Origin of the sequence: Kibdelosporangium persicum (assembly GCF_013280595.1) — a bacterium.
Taxonomy (GTDB): Bacteria; Actinomycetota; Actinomycetes; order Mycobacteriales; family Pseudonocardiaceae; genus Kibdelosporangium; species Kibdelosporangium persicum.
In genome coordinates this window covers 157,527-173,085 of sequence record NZ_JAAATY010000005.1, presented here as the reverse complement: position 1 = coordinate 173,085, position 15,559 = coordinate 157,527, and the positions used below count along the sequence as shown (strand labels likewise).

Sequence of the window (15,559 nt, the reverse complement as noted above, 5' to 3'; positions counted from 1 at the left end):
TCCAAGAGCTAGCCTGTCCGACCAGCGGTCCTGAAGTCAAGCCTCGCGGCCCATCCGAGCCGCGCGGCCATGGGGCACCACCACGAAGTCCCGCGCTTGGATGGCGTGTCCGCTGGGTAACAATCCGTCGTGGTCGCCACCTTCCTGCTGCCGGTCAAGACGGCGTTGCTTGTGTTCCCCCTCGTCGTCCTGCTCGTGATGCTGCCGGTGGCGGTGGTGAGTTACCGGCGCCGGGGCCGTGCGGGCGGCTGGGCGACGGTCGTCTTCTACTGTTTTCTCTTCTACCTGCTGGCCGCGGCCATGCAGACGGTGATGCCGTTGCCACGCGACCCCGCGTGGTACTGCGCGACCCAGAACTACGCCAGTTCCCCGCAGTTGCGGCCGTTCTACTTCCTCGAGGTCGTCGACCAACGGGCCCGAGGTCGCTGGACGCCCGGTGCGATGATGCGCAACCCCGCCCTGTGGAGCACGGCGCTGAACGTCGTCCTCTTGCTGCCGCTCGGCTTTTTCCTGCGGTACATGGCGAACATGCGGTTCCTGGCGGCGACGGCGATCAGTTTCGGCACGTCGTTGCTGTTCGAGCTCACGCAGTTGACCGGGCTCTGGTTCGTCTACCCTTGCGCATACCGGCTGTTCAGTGTGGACGACCTGATCCTCAACACGGCCGGAGCGGTGATCGGCTGGGTGATCGCGGGCCCGCTCGGCCGTCTGCTGCCCGATCTCGCGGCGGAACGTGACCGCAAACGCTACGCTGCCCGCGTCACGCCAAGCCGCCGCCTCTTCGCCTTCGTGGCCGACGCCGTCGGATTCGCCACCATGACCGCCTTTGTCCTGGGCCTGATCACGCTTTTCGGTGGGACACCGGCAGGCCCGATCGTCGTCGTCCTCGCCGCGGTGTGGTTCCTGCTCGTCCCGTTGCTCACCGGCTCGACGCCGGGCAAGCGTGCGATGCTCCTGCGGATCGAACGGACGAACGGGCATCGCGCCGGACCTGTCTCGCTGGCTGTCCGATACGGAATCCTGCTGTCTCCCTTGTGGTTGCTCTGGCTCGCCCTGTCAGTGGACGACTGGGACGTCTTCGCCAACCCGGAGCAACTGCTCATCCCGATCGGCGCCGTGGCGTCCTTCTTCGTCGTCGTGATCTGGACGCCGCTCGCGGTTTTCTTCGGCCACGATCCCGCGCCTTACGAGCGGCTCACCCACACCGTCAACGTCGCCGTCGTCCGGAAGAGGACCGCCGATAAGGTCACCCGATGAAGTGGTTGCTCTGGACGCAGATCGCCTTGGTGCTCGCTTCTGTCGGTGTTGGCGTCATCGCGGCCATGTCGGTTCCGTACGGCGCGATGGTGCCGTTCGCGATGGGAGCGTTACCGCTCTTGCTGATCGCGGGCGCTGTGCTCGGGCTGCTCGCGGTCAGGCGGAAGACGGCCCACATCCCGGCCGCGATCGCGTTGCTGGCGCCGGTGGCGTTGATCGTGGTGTCCGAGTTGTCCACGGATTACGAACCTGTCACCGACTACGCCGGTCTGGTCCCGTTCGACGCGGGTGAACTGCTGGTGTGGTTGAACTGGGTGTGGTGGCTGGACCTGGCAGCAGCAGCGCTGGCACTGATGTCAGCGCTGCTGCTGTTCCGGCTTACGCTGGTTCGTCGGACCGTGGACCGACAGGACCGGCTGCCGGACTGACTTTCCGTGATCCGGCAAGGGTTTGCCAGCTCGCCGAGTACGACGTGGTCACGCTCGGGACGATGCGCGGGTCGGGCTGCGCGCTGGTCGGGATCGGCGTGTGGTGGAAGTCCGCCTGCACGCGGTCCGGCGTCACGTCGATCAACGCGTAACCGTGGCCGATGCCGTCCAAGTACTTGATCCACGGGTTACGGGTGGTCAGCGTGCCGGTGATGGCGCGGGTCGCGGCGACCACGACTTCGGCTGGAGTGCCTGCGCCGGCACGGGCGCGGGCCAGTTCGTAGAACCCGTCGCTGGTGACGGACGGGCACACGAACTCGACGCCGACTGACGTGTAGTCAGGCGCGGCCTTCGACGGGATGTCGGTCGCCCACGACGAGTGGATGTCGCCGGTCAGCACGACCACGTTGTTCTGCTGGGCCGCGATGTGGCTGACTAAGTCCGCTTGCTGCGCACGGTAACCGTCCCACTGGTCGGAGTTGATCAACGTCAGCTCCGGTGGCAGGTCCAGCAGCGGCCCGGGGATCATCAACGGGCTGAGCACCACCTGGTTGCCGATCAGGTGCCACGGCTTGCCGCGCGACGAGTTCTTCAGCCACGTCATCTGCTCCGGTTCGAGCAACTGCCTGGCCGGGTCGTTCAGCTGTGCCTCGACTTCGGGCGCGCCGATCGGGATGAACCCGCCGCCACTCGTGCTGAACGGCGGCACGTTCACCTGCGCAGTGCGGTTCTGCCGGGTCTCCAGCACGGACAGGTTGCCGAGGGGACCGAAGCTGAAGTCGCGGAAGAACCGCGTGCCCTGGTGCGGTACTCGCCGCTGCTCGGGCAGCCGGAACGGCATCCACTCCAGGTACGCCTGGTACGCCGCACGGCGGCGGCTGAGGAAAGCGCCTTCGGTGTCGGGCGAGTGGTTGGACGCGCCGTCCTCCCACGCGTTGTCGGCGACCTCGTGGTCGTCGAAGATCGTGATCCACGGGTGCTGCCGGTGCCCCAGCGCCAGATCGGGATCGGCCTTGTGCAGGGCGTGCCGCAGCCGGTACCCGGTCAGGTCGATGGTCTCGGTCTCCGGGATGCCGTCCCGCACACCGATCAGCTCGGGCGGGCCGGAACGGTCCGCGCCGTTGCCGTACTCGTAGAAGTAGTCACCGACGTGCAGGACGAAGTCCAGGTCGGTGCGTTGCCCCAGAGCGCGGTACGCGGCGAAGTAGCCGCCGGTGTAGTTGCTGCACGACACGAGGGCGAACCGCAGCGCGTGCAGACGGTCGCCGTCGTCCGGCGCGGTCTGCGTGCGGCCGACCGGGCTGGTCTCGCCCTCGGCGTGGAATCGGTAGAAGTAGCGCGTGTACGGCCGCAGGCCGGTCACGTCCACCTTCACCGTGTGGTCGGAAGCCGCGGACGTCAGCACCGTGCCGCGCTTGACCACACGCCGGAAGGTCTCGTCGCGCGCCACTTCCCAGCGCACGAGCATCGGACGGCCGAGACCGCTGCCTGGCGTGGCGACCTGCCTGCCTTCGCACGGCGGTGTCGCTCGTGTCCAGATCACCACGGCGTCCCCCAGAGGATCGCCACTGGCCACGCCGTACCCGAAAATCCCGTCGGACGCGGGCGCGGCGGCGGCCTCGAAGTCGAAAACGCGGATGGAACCGGCCATCGCGGCGGCGGTGAGCGCCGCCCCTTTCAGAATCGACCTGCGGCTGGGCGTTGCGTTCATGCGCGTCACCCTATTGAGGGATGGCGAGCGTCAGACCACGAACGAGAAAAGTGGGCTGTCCGGCGGAACGCGTTCGATCCGGTGCGGGACGGCGTTCATCCGCTTCAGTATGCCTTCGAGGTTCTCCGGCGCGCCGAGCTCGATGCCCACCAGCGCGGGACCGAACTCCCGGTTGTTGCGTTTGACGTACTCGAACAACGTGATGTCGTCGTCCGGACCGAGCACGTCGTCGAGGAAACGCCGCAGCGCGCCCGGTTCCTGCGGGAACTCCACGAGGAAGTAGTGCTTGCGGCCTTCGAACACCAGCGCCCGCTCGACGATCTCGGCGTACCTGCTGACGTCGTTGTTGCCGCCGGACAGGATGCACACCACCGTCGCGCCCGCACGCAGGCCGAGGTCCAGCGCCAACGCGGTCGACGCGAGCGCACCCGCGGGCTCGGCGATGATGCCGTCGTTCTGGTAGAGGTCCAGCATCTCCACGCAGATCTGGCCTTCCGGTACCGCGACCAGCTTCGGCCTCGCCTCGTCGACCACCGCGAACGTGTGCCGCCCGACCCGCCGGACGGCGGCACCGTCGACGAACGGGTCGACGTGGTCGAGATCGACCGGGCCGCCGTGGGCGATCGCGTCGGCCATGCTGGGCGCGCCCAGCGGCTCCGCGCCGATGACCGTCACCTCCGGATGGTGCTCCCGCAGCCACACAAGCGTTCCGGCGAGCAGCCCACCGCCGCCGACCGGGACGATCACCGCGTCGGGAGCGTGCCCCAGCTGCTCGATCACTTCCTTGACCACCGTGCCCTGACCGGCGATGGTGCGGGGATCGTCGAACGCCGGGACCAGCGTCATCCCGGTGGCCTGCGCGTGGACCAAGGCCGCTGCCGCCGCGTCGTCGTACGTCTCGCCTTCGACGACGATCTGCACGTACTTGCCACCGAGGCTCGCGACCCGCTCGCGCTTCTGCCGGGGAGTGGTCCGGGGCAGGTACACGCGCGCCTCGATGCCGAGCGACGCGCACGCGAAGGCGACGCCCTGACCGTGGTTGCCGGCGCTGGCGCACACCACGCCGCGGTCACGCTCTTCGGCGGACAGGTTGCTGAGCAGGTTGTACGCGCCGCGGCCCTTGTAGGAGCGAACCGTGTGCAGATCCTCCCTTTTGAGCCATACGTCCAGGTCGTGACGACGGGACAGCCGCTCGTTGCGCTGCAACGGGCTGGGATCGATGACTCCGGTGAACCGGCTCGCCGCCGCGACGACGTCCGCCGCGACGGGGTGTTCTGCGGACAACACCCGCTCCTGTCGTATTTTCACGGTATGAGCAGCCAGGACGAGAAGGCCGCCAACGGAGCCGGGCACACGCCGCTGCTCGTGCTCGGCAAGATCACGGAGATCCTCAACGCCTTCACGCTGCAGCGGCCTGACCTGACGCTCCGCGAGATCCAGCAGTCTACCGGCCTGCCCGCGTCCACTGTGCAGCGACTCGTCACCAACTTGGTGGTCAACGGGTTCCTCGACCGGCGGGCGCCGACTGGTCCTCAGTGGACTTGTCGCCGCTCGCCCCGGAGCGGACCGTCCACTTCGGCCGCTCGGCGTCGAGAGCCTGCTGACTACTTCGTGTGCAGGTAGGCCACGCGAGGACCGCCGTGCGGGTTGGCGAACGGCGCCGACCTGGTCCACCCCGCGGATTCGTACAACCGGCACGCCGGCGCTTCGGGGTGGGTGACCAGCCAGGCCTGATCGTGGTCACGGACGAAGTGGTCGATCAGCCCCCGGCCCACGCCACGTCCGCGAGCGGCGGGACTGACCATCAGCTCGATCAAGGTCACCGCCGGGGCGACCAACGACGACGGGGAAACCACCTCGGCGACGGCGTGGTGGAACGGGTCGTCGGGCAGGTCGGGCGGCATCGGGTGGCCGTAAGCCACCCCCAGCAGGTCTTTGCCGGACCACGCGACGGACCCGTACAAGCCTGGTTGGCCGAGGTGTCTGCTGAGGACGTTGGCGTAGTCGTCGAGCATCTCGGGCGGTTCGTTCCACGGTGGATCCGCGAAACACTGGCGGTACATCGCATGTAACGGCGTGCGCAGGTCGTCGAGTTGCGTGGCTGTCACGCCGGAGATCCGCATGACGGGATCTTAATGCAAAACTGTGGCAACAAGGGGCGAGTTTACCGGAACACCCCGCCGACCATGGTCCGCAACACCTCGATGTCCTTGATCCGGCCCGGTTCCACGGTCGCCGGGTTGTCCGACAGCACCACGAGATCCGCCAGTTTGCCCACGGTGATCGTGCCTTTGCGGTGTTCCTGCCCGGATGCGTACGCCGAGCCGTAAGTGAAGGCGCGCAACGCGTCCAACCCGGTCACGGCCTCCGCCGGATTGAACGGCACGCCGGAAGCGGTCTGTTGGTTGACCATGTCGTGCATGCCGAGCAGGGGAGCGCCCGTGACCACCGGCCGGTCGGAACTGCCGGGCACGACGATCCCGGCGTCCAGCAGCGACCTTTGCCGGTACGCCCAGCGCGAGCGTTCCGGGCCGAGCGCGCTGAGCATGCCGTCGCCGATCTCGTTGGCGAAGCGGCCCTGGGGCACGGGGATGACACCGAGTTCGGCCGCGCGCCGGACCTGGTCCGGCCGGGCCACGCCGAAGTGCTCGATCCGGTGCCGCCGGGTGGGATCGCCTGCTGCTTCGTAGGCGTCCAGCACGAGGTCGATCGCCGCGTCGCCGATCGCGTGCGTGGCCACGCGCCAGCCCGCCTTGTGCGCGTCGAGGATCGTCGCTGTCAACGCCTCCGGGTCTGCTTGCAGGTAGCCGCGTTCGCCGGGGGAGTCGGAGAAGTCGTGGTACATCGCGGCGGTGTGGCCGATCAACGAGCCGTCCGCGAAGACCTTGACCGGTCCGATGCTCAGCCAGTCGTCACCGAAGCCGGTCCGGATTCCCAGGTCGAGGCCGACTCCGAGCTCGGTGACCGGATGCAGCACGTCCGACGCGACCATCAGCTCGACCCGCACGTGCAGCTTGCCCTGCTCACGGGCACGGTGATACGCCTCGAGCTCCACCGGGCTCTTGCCGATCCAGCCGCCGCCGATCCCGGCCTCGGTACAGCTGGTGATGCCTTCCCGCAGGTACCGCTGTCCGGCCCGGTCGATCGCGCCGGCCAGGCTGTCCACCGGGTACGGCAGGATCAGCGGGTTCACCAGCTGCTGGGCCGTTTCCTGGAGCAGCCCGGTCGGCCGTCCCGCCGAGTCGGCGACCACCAGACCGCCGTCGACCTCGACGGCGTGCTCCGCGAGGCCGAGCTCCCGCAGGACCGGCGAGTTGACCACGCACATGTGCCCGGACGTGTGCTTCACCAGCACCTTGCGGCCACGCCCCGCGCGGTCCAGCCCGTCCCGCGTGGGATGCCCGCCGCACTTGTTCTGGTCGTAGCCCGAGGCGATGATCCACTCGCCGTCCGGGGCGGCGGCGATCGCGTCGTACAACGCGTCGAGGCTGTCCACCCGGACATCTACTTCGGACAGGGTGAGGCCGTACCACGCCATGTGGTTGTGCGCGTCGTGGAAACCCGGCGTGACGGTGGCGCCGTCGAGGTCGATCACCTGCCGGGCCGGGACATCCGCCAGAGCGACGATCCGGTCGCCGAGGATCGCCACAGACGTCACGTCCGGCCCGTCCACCGTGACCACGTTGGCGTTGGTGAGCAGGAGGTCGGCTTTCAGCGAGGCTGAACCTGGCGCGGACCGCACCATCTCACCCTACCCGTGGTAGTGGCTGAGATCCGGGCAAGTGAGTACTGTTGGGCGGGTGACGGCCCGGCGACTGCTTCTGCTGGTGGTCGCCGCTGTCCTGATGTCCCTCGGGTTCGTGGCGCGCGAGGCGCCCGCGCACCCCCAGCCCGGGACCGAGACCGAGACCGTGGCGATCGACCAGTCCCTGGTCGACGCGACCCCGCCGATGCGTGAGATCGGCAGGCTCGCCGCCGATCCCGGCCTGCTGAAGGTCCAGAGTGTCACCGAGGTGGCCGGGGCCGAGCCCGTGCTGGTGCGGCTGGGCGAGCAGGACGAGGACGTGCCGCTGGTCTCCCGTGTGGTGGCGCTTCCGGTCTCCGGCGACCGTGGACCTCCTGTCCGGCAGGCAGTTCTGTAGCACCCTGTCCGGACGATTCCCAGGAGCCTTTCCTTGTCGCGCGTTGTGGCGCGGCGGCTTGCCCTCGTGCTGGTCGCTGCTGTCCTGCTGTGCCTGGGTTCTTGGCTGGGCGGTGAATCCGCCCCCGCGAAGGCCGAGGACGAGAACGTTGTCGCGCGGACCGTGGTGACCGCGGTCCCGCCGGTGCGGGACGCCGGGCGGCTCGCCGCCGACCCCGGCCTGCTCAAGGTCCGCGGCGTCACCGAGACGATCAGCACCGAACCTGTGGTGATCGGGCTGGGTGACCAGGATGCGGACGTGCCGCGGTTCTCCCGTGCCGCAGCACTTCCGGTGAGCGATGGACGTGCTCCTCCTGTCCGGCAGGCATCGCGTTGAGCCCTGTCCGGACAAACCCATAGGAGACTTACCTTGTCGCACGCTCCCGCGCGGCGAGGCATGACCGGTCGCGTGATCACGTGCCTGGTCGTCCTTGCCGCGTCCGTTTATCTGTTGCTGACCACGGCGCCCCGGCTGGGGCTGGACTTGCGTGGCGGTACGCAAGTCGTTCTGGAGACCAAGGCCGAGGCCGACGACGAGGCCACCGAGCGAACCCTGGAAGTGTTGCGGCGCAGGGTCGACGCACTCGGCGTGGCCGAACCGATGCTGGCCCGGTCCGGCGACGACCGGATCGTCATCGAGCTGCCGGGCCTGCAGGACCCCAAGCAGGCCGTGGAGACGATCGGCCGCACGGCCCAGCTGACGTTCCACCCGATCACCGCCGCACCCCAGCAACTCGGGCCGGTGGCGCTGACCGGCGAAGGGGTCGAGGAGGCACGGGCCGAGACGAACCCGCAGGAAGGCCCGAGCTGGTTCGTCAGCGTCGACTTCGCCAGTGACGCGACCAGGAAATGGGAGGAGCTCACCGGGCAGGCCGCGTGCTCGCCGCCGGGCGACCCGAAACGCCGGGTGGCGATCGTGCTGGACGACGAGGTGATCTCCGCGCCGGAGGTCGACGTCCAGGCCCAGTGCCAGGTCGGCATGATCGGCGACCGGATCCGGATCACCGGCCAGTTCGGCCAGGCCGAGGCCAAGGACCTGGCGCTGCTGATCAACGCGGGCGCCTTGCCGGTCCCGGTGGAGATCATCGAGCAGCGGACGGTCGGGCCGACCCTGGGCGCGGCCGCGATCGAGGACAGCGCCAGGGCCGCCGTCATCGGGCTCGCGCTCACGGCGGCGTTCCTGATGGTGGTGTACTGGTTCGCGGGCTTCGTGGCGGTGTTCGCATTGCTCTGCTATGCCTTGGTTTCCTACGCGGCACTGCTCGCGATCGGCGCCACGCTGACGTTGCCGGGGCTGGCGGGTTTTGTCCTGGCGATCGGAATGGCCGTCGACGCGACGGTTCTGGTGTTCGAACGTGCCCGTGAAGAACGGGACAGTCCGCTGCCCAAGGCGGTCGACAAGGGATTCAGGGGCGCGTTGTCGGCGATCGTCGACTCCAACGTGACCACTCTGCTCGCCGCCGGACTGCTGTTCCTGCTGGCGTCCGGCCCGGTGCGCGGCTTCGGCGTGACGCTGACGATCGGTGTGCTGGCGGCGATGTTCACCACGCTGGTGCTGACCCGTGTGCTGACGCACTACACCGTCCGGTCACCGAAGATCTCCGGGCTGACCAGGGACGGGCGCGTCCGCCGCTGGGTGAACCGGCGGAATCCGGACTTCCTTGCCAGGCCACGGTGGTGGCTGGTCCCGGCCGCCGCCGCGGTGCTGATCGCGGTGGCGGGCATGGTGTTCGCGGGCCCGAAGCCGGGCATCGAGTTCACCGGGGGCCGGGTGCTGGAGTACAGCACGTCGGCCGACGTCAACCAGATTCGTGACGCAGTGTCCGAGGCCGGTTTCCCGCGTGCCGTCGTGCAGTCGTCCGGCGACAACGCCGTTTCGATTCGTACCGAGCCGGTCGACCAGGCCGGGTCGGACCGCATCCGTGCCGCCGTCGCATCGGTCACCGGGCAGGCCGACCAGATCCGCGACGAGCAGATCGGCCCGAGTCTCGGCGCCGAACTGCGCAACCAGGCACTGATCGCGCTGGGGCTGGCGATCGCCGCGCAGCTGATCTACCTGGCCGTACGGTTCGACTGGCGGCTCGGCGTGGCCACGGTCGTCGCGCTTGCCCAGGACGTGCTGATCATCCTGGGCATCTTCGCGTGGCTGGGCAAAACGATGGACGGCGTGTTCCTGGCCGCCCTGCTGACGGTGATCGGCTATTCCGTCAACGACTCCGTGGTCGTGTTCGACAGAGTCCGGGAGATCCGGGGACGGCGGCCGAAGGACCCGTTCGCCAGGGCGGTCGGTGCCGCCGTCCTGCAGACGTTGCCGCGTACGGTGAACACCGGTGTCGGTGTCCTCTTTGTCCTCGGTGCGCTGCTCGTCCTCGGCGATGGTTCCCTCGCGGACTTCGCCCTGGCGCTCCTGCTCGGCCTGGTCGCCGGCACGGTGTCCACAGTAGCCACCGCCGGACCCGTGGCCATCCTGCTGCACCGGCGTTATCCAGGGGCACAGCGTTCGCCCAGGCAGGCCAGGCCCCGAGCCCGGACAGGCTCCGGGGCAGTGGTCTGACCCGCCCGTGTCCACCATTCCAGCACCCCGTGTCCACCATTCCAGCACCCCGATTTCGCCGTTCCGGCACGGTGACTTCGCCGTTCCGGCACGGTGAGTCGCCCGTGCGAGGGCGCATGTGCGAACTCGGGGTGCCGGAAAGTGTGTTTCGGGGTGTCGCACTGGTGGACACGGCGTGTCGGAACGGTGGACACGACAGGGTGTCAGTCGGGTGGGCGTTTTGTCCGGAACTTCAGGACCCTAGAGTTGCGTTGGCATTATGTCCGCCCTGCCGTGAATCGAAGGAGAAGACCACCGGATGGTGTTCAAGAAGATGCTGCAGAAGCTCGGGGTTGGCGGCCCGTCCGTCGACACCGTGCTGGCCGACCCCAGGGTCACGCCCGGCGGGACGCTGACCGGCGAGGTGCGGATCGCCGGCGGCGAAGCCGAGGCCGAGATCGAGCACATCGCGTTGTCACTGGTCACCCGGGTCGAGCGCGGGGACCACGGGCAGGGCCTGGTGGAGTTCCACCGGGTCGTCGTCGCCGGTCCGACGAAGCTGGCGCCGAAGCAGGAGCGCACCATCCCGTTCAGCATCCCGGTGCCGTGGGAGACGCCGATCACCGAGGTCGGCGGTCAGCGCCTGCCGCGGATGGACCTGGGCCTGCGCACCGAGCTGTCCATCGCCAAGGCGGTCGACAAGGGTGACCTCGACCCGGTGTACGTGCTGCCGCTGGAGTCGCAGGACGCGGTGCTGGAGGCGTTCGGGCAGCTGGGCTTCCACTTCAAGTCGGCCGACCTGGAAGCGGGCCGGATCTACGGCATCCGCCAGGAGCTGCCGTTCTTCCAGGAGATCGAGTTCTACCCGCCGCAGCAGTTCGCCGGCCGGATCAACGAGGTCGAGCTGACCCTGGTCGCGTCGCCCGAGGGCATCGTCGTCGTGCTGGAAGCGGACAAGCGCGGCGGCTTCGGCGGCGGCCAGGACGTCATCGGCCGGTTCGAGGCGTCGCACCGGGAGGCCGTCGAGCTCGACTGGGCCCGGATGTTCCACGAGTGGCTCGAGCGCGTGGCCAGCAGGCGCGGCGGCATGTTCGGCGGGCACGGCGGCGGCCACCACGGTCACGGCGGCCACCGAGGCGGCGGCATGGGCGGCATGGTCGCGGGCGCCGCGGCCGGTGTCGTCGGCGGCATGATGATCGGCGAAATGCTCGACGGCTTCGGCGAGGACGAGGGCGGCGGCGAGGAGTTGTAGGACGTCGCGGTGCTCAGCCCGGGTGCCCACGGCACCCGGGTGAAACCCAGGTCCGCAGCGGCGAGGGCCGCTAAGAGACCTGGGCGAAGCCGTACCTGTCGCCGCCGGCCTGGCGGTAGTCCGTGAGCGGCCAGCCAAGGACGACGGTTGTCCCCGAGACGGTCGACGTCACGTCGAACTCGTCGGCCAGCGCGGCCATCAGTAACAGGCCACGGCCTCGTGTGCTCGGCTCGGTCCTCGGCTTCGGCTGACGCCACTTCCCGCAGTCCGACACCACCGTCCACGCGCAATGGCCCGACCGGTCGCATCCGGCGAACAGCGTCACCGGGCCGCTGCGGTTGAGGTACGCGTGCTCGACCGCGTTGGTCGTCGCCTCGTCCAGGGCGAGCACGATGTCCTGGATCAGCTCCCGGCCCATCCCCAGTTCGCCCGCCCACCGGGTGATCTCCCGCCGCGCCGTCCCGAGCTTACCCGGATCGGCCGAGAACCGCAGGTAGACGTGCGGCTGGCCGATGTCGGCGTCGGCGACCACCCTCGAGGCCACCTCCGGCAGCGACGCGCCCCAGTCCGCCAGCGCCATCGCCCGATGTGACCCCGCAGCCTTCTTTCGCATCGTCGCCAACACCTTCGGCTCGCTGACAAGTCCGACTGTGGGCTACCCGTTCTGGCGGAGATCTACTCCTCCGTTCGGCGGCACCGGCGGGAATCACCGGCTGTGACCACACTGAGTCCACCGTCACGTTCAGGGGAGCGTCGTTTGCGGAGCCGTCGCCGCGGGAAGATGATCTCCGCGGACAACGAGGTCCGCCGTCGCAAGGGAAGTGGCATGAGCACATTGCACCGGGGCCACCTGCCGGCCGCCCACGTCGAGCGCCCGAAACCGGCCGTCACCCTGACACCGGGCCTGCGTCTGCGCACCGAAGTGGGCGTCGCGCTGCATGACCTTTCGCAAGCGGGTGACGTCCGGGCGGTACTGGACAACCTCCGTGGCGCGCTGGCCTACACGGCCGCGATCGGCGAGACGGCCATGATCGCGAGAGCCGCCGAGTCGGTCCGCCTGGCCATCGGGCGACTGGAGGCAGGTCTCGCCGATGCCGCGGCCGCCGCACTGGCCGACGCCTCGCGCGTGCTGAGCCCGGCACCGCCACCGCACCGCGAAGCGGCCCTGATGTCTGCCGTCTGAAGCAGCACAGGGCACGCCCCCTGCCCGGCGGGCAGGGGGCGTGGCGTGGTTCCGCGGACGCCGGGTCGTTCGGGGTGGCTCGACGCCCACGGGGCTTACGGGGCGATACCGACGTTCGGGTAGAACCGCTTCCAGACCTTCGCCTGGAACTCGGTCAACGCGGGCCAGTGCGCGCCGCCCGGCCGTGGATACACCCTGGACTCGTAGCTCTTCGGGCTGAACGCCGGGTCGACGAAGCAGCCCTCGTGGTACTTGGCGTCGAACGCCGGGCACGCGGCGGCCACCGAGGCGGGCGTGGGTTTCCGGCCGGTGTGCACCCAGGTCGACAGGGCCGAGATGGCCGCGGCGTACCCAGAGTCACTGAGGGCACTGTGCTCGCTCTCCTGGGTGAAAATCTGCACCAGGTGCCGGGCGTTGCCGGCGTTGCCCACCGAGGCCCGGTAGGCCGACTCGTGCTCGACGAACGCGGTCGGGTCGTCGATCGCGTGCATCGTCAGCACCGGCACCTTGATCGAACCGGTGAGGTCGCTGTCGTAGGACAGGTCGCGGACCGCCGACGGGTCGGCGGAGAACCGTTGCACGCCTTTGTTCAACGCCACGTCGTCGTGCGAACCGGTGTACCGGACACCCATGTTGCCGAACGGATTACGGCCACCGAGCCGGTTGTGCACGATGTCGCGGAACGTGAACGTCGCGAAGTTCAGATGGGACGCCAGTGTGCGCTCCGGAAGCCGTGTCACGCCAAGGATGTCCTTGAGGTTGCTGGCCTGCTGGGCGGTGCGCTCCTCAGGCCTGGACTCGATGCCGGTGCACTCCTGCAGCCTGGCCCGCAGGCCGCTGCCGGTCATGGCCGAGTCCGGCCGCAGACCCATCCACAGTGGATAGTCCGGTTCGGTCGGCCTCGGGTGGTTTCCGCAGTAGTACTGGTAGACCACGCGCAGGTCCACCCGGTAGTTGTAGCCACGGCTGCCGCCGGCGAGCACGCCGTTGGTCAGCAGGACTCCGTCGTACTTGTACGTTTCCGCCGCCTTCGCGGCGATGTTGCCGCCCCACGACTGGCCGTGCAGCAGGGTCGTCCTGGGCTTGCCGAAGCTGCGGGTGAACATCGCACGGAGGTTCTCGGTGTCCAGAACTGCCATCTGGGTGCCGTATCCGCCGCGGCGGTAGGACGAACCGGCCCACGCGTAACCCTCGCGCACCATGACCGACCACCGGGTCAGATCGTCGACGCTACGGTCCTGTGTGGGGGCGCCGAGATCGGGTCCGCCGTGGGTGTGCAGCACGAGTGTGCCGTTCCAGCCGCGGGGGATGGCGACCGAGTAGTAGGCGCCGTTGCTGTCCTGGCCGCCGTAGCACGTGGTTTCGGCCGGTAACGTGGTCGGGCACGCCACGGTCGGCAAGTGGTCCGCCGGCGCGGGGGCTGGTGCCAGTCCCATGAGGAGGGCGGCGATGAGTGAAACAGTCTGCATGTGTCCTCCGCGAGCTGCGCTCCGTCGCGCTGGGGTGACGGTAGACACAATGCCCAGAGGGCGCAGAGGTTGCGTTCATTGAGTTCACGCCGTTGTCCGAACAGGACGGGCGTGACGCCCCGCGCGAGTCAGTCGTAGGCGGGCCGGTTGGCGCGCCAGTAGCCGCAGAAGTAGATGTGCTTCTTGTCGATGCCCCGCTCGTTGACCAGGTAGCGCCGGATCGACGTCGCCAGCGACGACTCGCCCGCCACCCAGGCGTACGGCTTGCCCTCGGGGAACGTCGACGACCGCAAGGCTTCGATCACCGCGCCGCCGCGTGCCGTGCCGCGGTTGAGCCACGAGACCTCGGCACCGGCGGGAATCGTCAGCTCGATCCGGGCGAAGGACTCGGCGACCTCGAGCAACACCGTCGCTTGTGTGCCCGGTGCGAGACTTTCCAGGATTCCGGCGACCGCGGGCACAGCCGTCTCGTCACCGACGAGCAGTTGCCAGTCCGCGTCGGCGGGCTGGTATTCGGAACGGTCGGACAGCACGCCGATGCGATCGCCGGGGGTGGCGGCGCACGCCCACGCGGAGGCTGGGCCGCTGTCGCCGTGCAGCACGAAGTCGATGTCCAGTTCGCCACTTTCGTGGTCGATCCGGCGGACCGTGTAGTTGCGCATCACCGGGCGGTGCTCGGCGGGCATGGCCTGCAGCTCGGGCCACCAGTCCTCGGTCACCGGCAGCCGGAAGTCCTCGGCGACCGGGAAGAAGACCCTGGCCAGGTGGTCCGGGCCGGCGTAGGCGAAGTTGGCGACCTCGTCACCGGCCAACGTGATCCGGGCCATCTGCTCGGACAACCGCCGGACCGCCGTGACGGTCACGAACATCGGCCGCTGCTGGTTCTTCACGGTCATGCGCGTTCCTCCCAGGTTCTGTCGGTTAGCCTAACCTAACTTTGATCGAGGGTGGAACCCCGGGGGGAACGCCTGGCCCCCGTGCCAATCACAGTGCCGATCAGAGTGCCGATCAGGCCGCCGGGTTAGAGTCTTAGGTGTGAACGTCGAGGTGACCCCCCTGCCGGGCTTGGGAACACGCCAGGACTTCGTCTCCCGTGGCGGCCGCAGGATCGGGGTGATCACCTATCGCGACGGCCGGATGGAGATGATCGTCTCCAAACAGGACGACACCGACTCGTGCGTCGCCTCCATCCCGCTGACCGTCGAGGAAGGTGCGACGCTCGCCGCCCTGCTCGGCGCGCCCCAGCTGGTCACGCAACTGGAGGACCAGCACAAGGACTTCGCCGGGATCACCACACGGCAGTTGCCGCTCGCGCCCGCGTCGCCGTACGACGGCAGGACCCTCGGTGACACGGCACTGCGCACCAGGACAGCGGTTTCGGTGGTCGCAGTGGTGCGCAACGGCACCGTGCACCCCTCACCACGGCCGGACTTCCGGCTCGTCGCCGGCGACCTGCTCATCACGGTCGGCACGGCCGAAGGGCTGAGCAAGGCCGTCGAGGTTCTTGAGACCGGCTGACCGGCCGGCCTGACAAGCAAGGGGACAA

Annotated in this window: 16 protein-coding genes; 9 read left to right on the top strand and 7 right to left on the bottom strand. The window is 68.9% G+C overall.

The window, feature by feature from the left end; genetic code table 11:
- Nucleotides 1-129: 129 nt before the first annotated feature.
- Together GC106_RS11735 and GC106_RS11730 are read left to right on the top strand one after the other, a co-directional pair.
- Nucleotides 130-1,257, top strand: a complete 1,128-nt coding sequence (locus tag GC106_RS11735) for a VanZ family protein (RefSeq protein ID WP_173128261.1) — start codon at nucleotides 130-132, stop codon at nucleotides 1,255-1,257.
- Entirely contained in the window at nucleotides 1,254-1,685 is a 432-nt protein-coding gene (locus tag GC106_RS11730) for a hypothetical protein (protein WP_173128258.1), read from the top strand. The genes GC106_RS11735 and GC106_RS11730 overlap by 4 nt, the downstream gene beginning before the upstream one ends.
- Here GC106_RS11730 and GC106_RS11725 read toward each other — a convergent pair.
- Nucleotides 1,636-3,396: an alkaline phosphatase D family protein gene (locus GC106_RS11725; RefSeq protein WP_173128256.1), complete on the bottom strand. Its 1,761-nt coding sequence runs from the start codon at nucleotides 3,394-3,396 to the stop codon at nucleotides 1,636-1,638. The two genes, GC106_RS11730 and GC106_RS11725, sit on opposite strands and share 50 nt — an antisense overlap.
- 30 nt (nucleotides 3,397-3,426) lie before the next feature.
- Nucleotides 3,427-4,680 carry a threonine ammonia-lyase IlvA gene (gene ilvA / locus GC106_RS11720; RefSeq protein WP_217280388.1) on the bottom strand — a complete coding sequence of 418 codons (1,254 nt, stop codon included), beginning with the start codon at nucleotides 4,678-4,680 and terminating at the stop codon, nucleotides 3,427-3,429.
- Between the two features lie 27 nt (nucleotides 4,681-4,707).
- On the opposite strand from ilvA, the gene GC106_RS11715 reads away from it, so the two are divergent.
- Nucleotides 4,708-5,019, top strand: a complete 312-nt coding sequence (locus tag GC106_RS11715) for a helix-turn-helix domain-containing protein (RefSeq protein WP_246365497.1) — start codon at nucleotides 4,708-4,710, stop codon at nucleotides 5,017-5,019.
- On the opposite strand, the gene GC106_RS11710 is transcribed toward GC106_RS11715, so the two are convergent.
- Complete coding sequence (locus GC106_RS11710) at nucleotides 5,001-5,519, bottom strand: GNAT family N-acetyltransferase (RefSeq protein ID WP_173128253.1); 519 nt, start codon at nucleotides 5,517-5,519, stop codon at nucleotides 5,001-5,003. The genes GC106_RS11715 and GC106_RS11710 overlap by 19 nt on opposite strands.
- Before the next feature lie 41 nt (nucleotides 5,520-5,560).
- Nucleotides 5,561-7,138 carry an amidohydrolase gene (locus tag GC106_RS11705; RefSeq protein WP_312872600.1) on the bottom strand — a complete coding sequence of 526 codons (1,578 nt, stop codon included), beginning with the start codon at nucleotides 7,136-7,138 and terminating at the stop codon, nucleotides 5,561-5,563.
- 58 nt (nucleotides 7,139-7,196) lie between these two features.
- On the opposite strand from GC106_RS11705, the gene GC106_RS11700 reads away from it, so the two are divergent.
- The 4 genes from GC106_RS11700 (at nucleotide 7,197) to GC106_RS11685 (ending at nucleotide 11,361) form a co-directional block, all read left to right on the top strand.
- A complete protein-coding gene (locus GC106_RS11700) occupies nucleotides 7,197-7,538 on the top strand; it encodes a hypothetical protein (RefSeq protein WP_173128250.1) in 342 nt (113 codons plus the stop codon).
- Between the two features lie 33 nt (nucleotides 7,539-7,571).
- The gene (locus GC106_RS11695; protein ID WP_173128247.1) at nucleotides 7,572-7,913 is read left to right on the top strand and encodes a hypothetical protein; all 342 of its coding nucleotides are present in this window, start codon (nucleotides 7,572-7,574) and stop codon (nucleotides 7,911-7,913) included.
- Nucleotides 7,914-7,973: 60 nt separating this feature from the next.
- Nucleotides 7,974-10,130, top strand: coding sequence for a protein translocase subunit SecD (secD, locus tag GC106_RS11690; protein ID WP_173128245.1), 2,157 nt, complete (start codon nucleotides 7,974-7,976; stop codon nucleotides 10,128-10,130).
- A gap of 298 nt (nucleotides 10,131-10,428) precedes the next feature.
- Nucleotides 10,429-11,361 (top strand): sporulation protein, encoded by a 933-nt coding sequence (locus tag GC106_RS11685; protein WP_173128243.1) that lies wholly within the window; start codon nucleotides 10,429-10,431, stop codon nucleotides 11,359-11,361.
- 70 nt (nucleotides 11,362-11,431) lie between these two features.
- Here the strand turns inward: GC106_RS11685 and GC106_RS11680 are convergent, their stop codons facing one another.
- Nucleotides 11,432-11,974 carry an ATP-binding protein gene (locus GC106_RS11680; protein ID WP_173128241.1) on the bottom strand — a complete coding sequence of 181 codons (543 nt, stop codon included), beginning with the start codon at nucleotides 11,972-11,974 and terminating at the stop codon, nucleotides 11,432-11,434.
- Between the two features lie 213 nt (nucleotides 11,975-12,187).
- Between GC106_RS11680 and GC106_RS11675 the strand changes: the two genes are divergently transcribed.
- Entirely contained in the window at nucleotides 12,188-12,544 is a 357-nt protein-coding gene (locus GC106_RS11675; RefSeq protein ID WP_173128239.1) for a hypothetical protein, read from the top strand.
- A gap of 95 nt (nucleotides 12,545-12,639) precedes the next feature.
- Here GC106_RS11675 and GC106_RS11670 read toward each other — a convergent pair whose 3' ends face one another.
- Entirely contained in the window at nucleotides 12,640-14,013 is a 1,374-nt protein-coding gene (locus GC106_RS11670) for a hypothetical protein (protein ID WP_217280387.1), read from the bottom strand.
- 128 nt (nucleotides 14,014-14,141) lie between these two features.
- The gene (locus GC106_RS11665; RefSeq protein WP_173128237.1) at nucleotides 14,142-14,909 is read right to left on the bottom strand and encodes a siderophore-interacting protein; all 768 of its coding nucleotides are present in this window, start codon (nucleotides 14,907-14,909) and stop codon (nucleotides 14,142-14,144) included.
- 139 nt (nucleotides 14,910-15,048) lie between these two features.
- Between GC106_RS11665 and GC106_RS11660 the strand changes: the two genes are divergently transcribed.
- Nucleotides 15,049-15,531 (top strand): cation:proton antiporter regulatory subunit, encoded by a 483-nt coding sequence (locus GC106_RS11660; protein WP_173128236.1) that lies wholly within the window; start codon nucleotides 15,049-15,051, stop codon nucleotides 15,529-15,531.
- The last annotated feature ends 28 nt before the right edge of the window (nucleotides 15,532-15,559 follow it).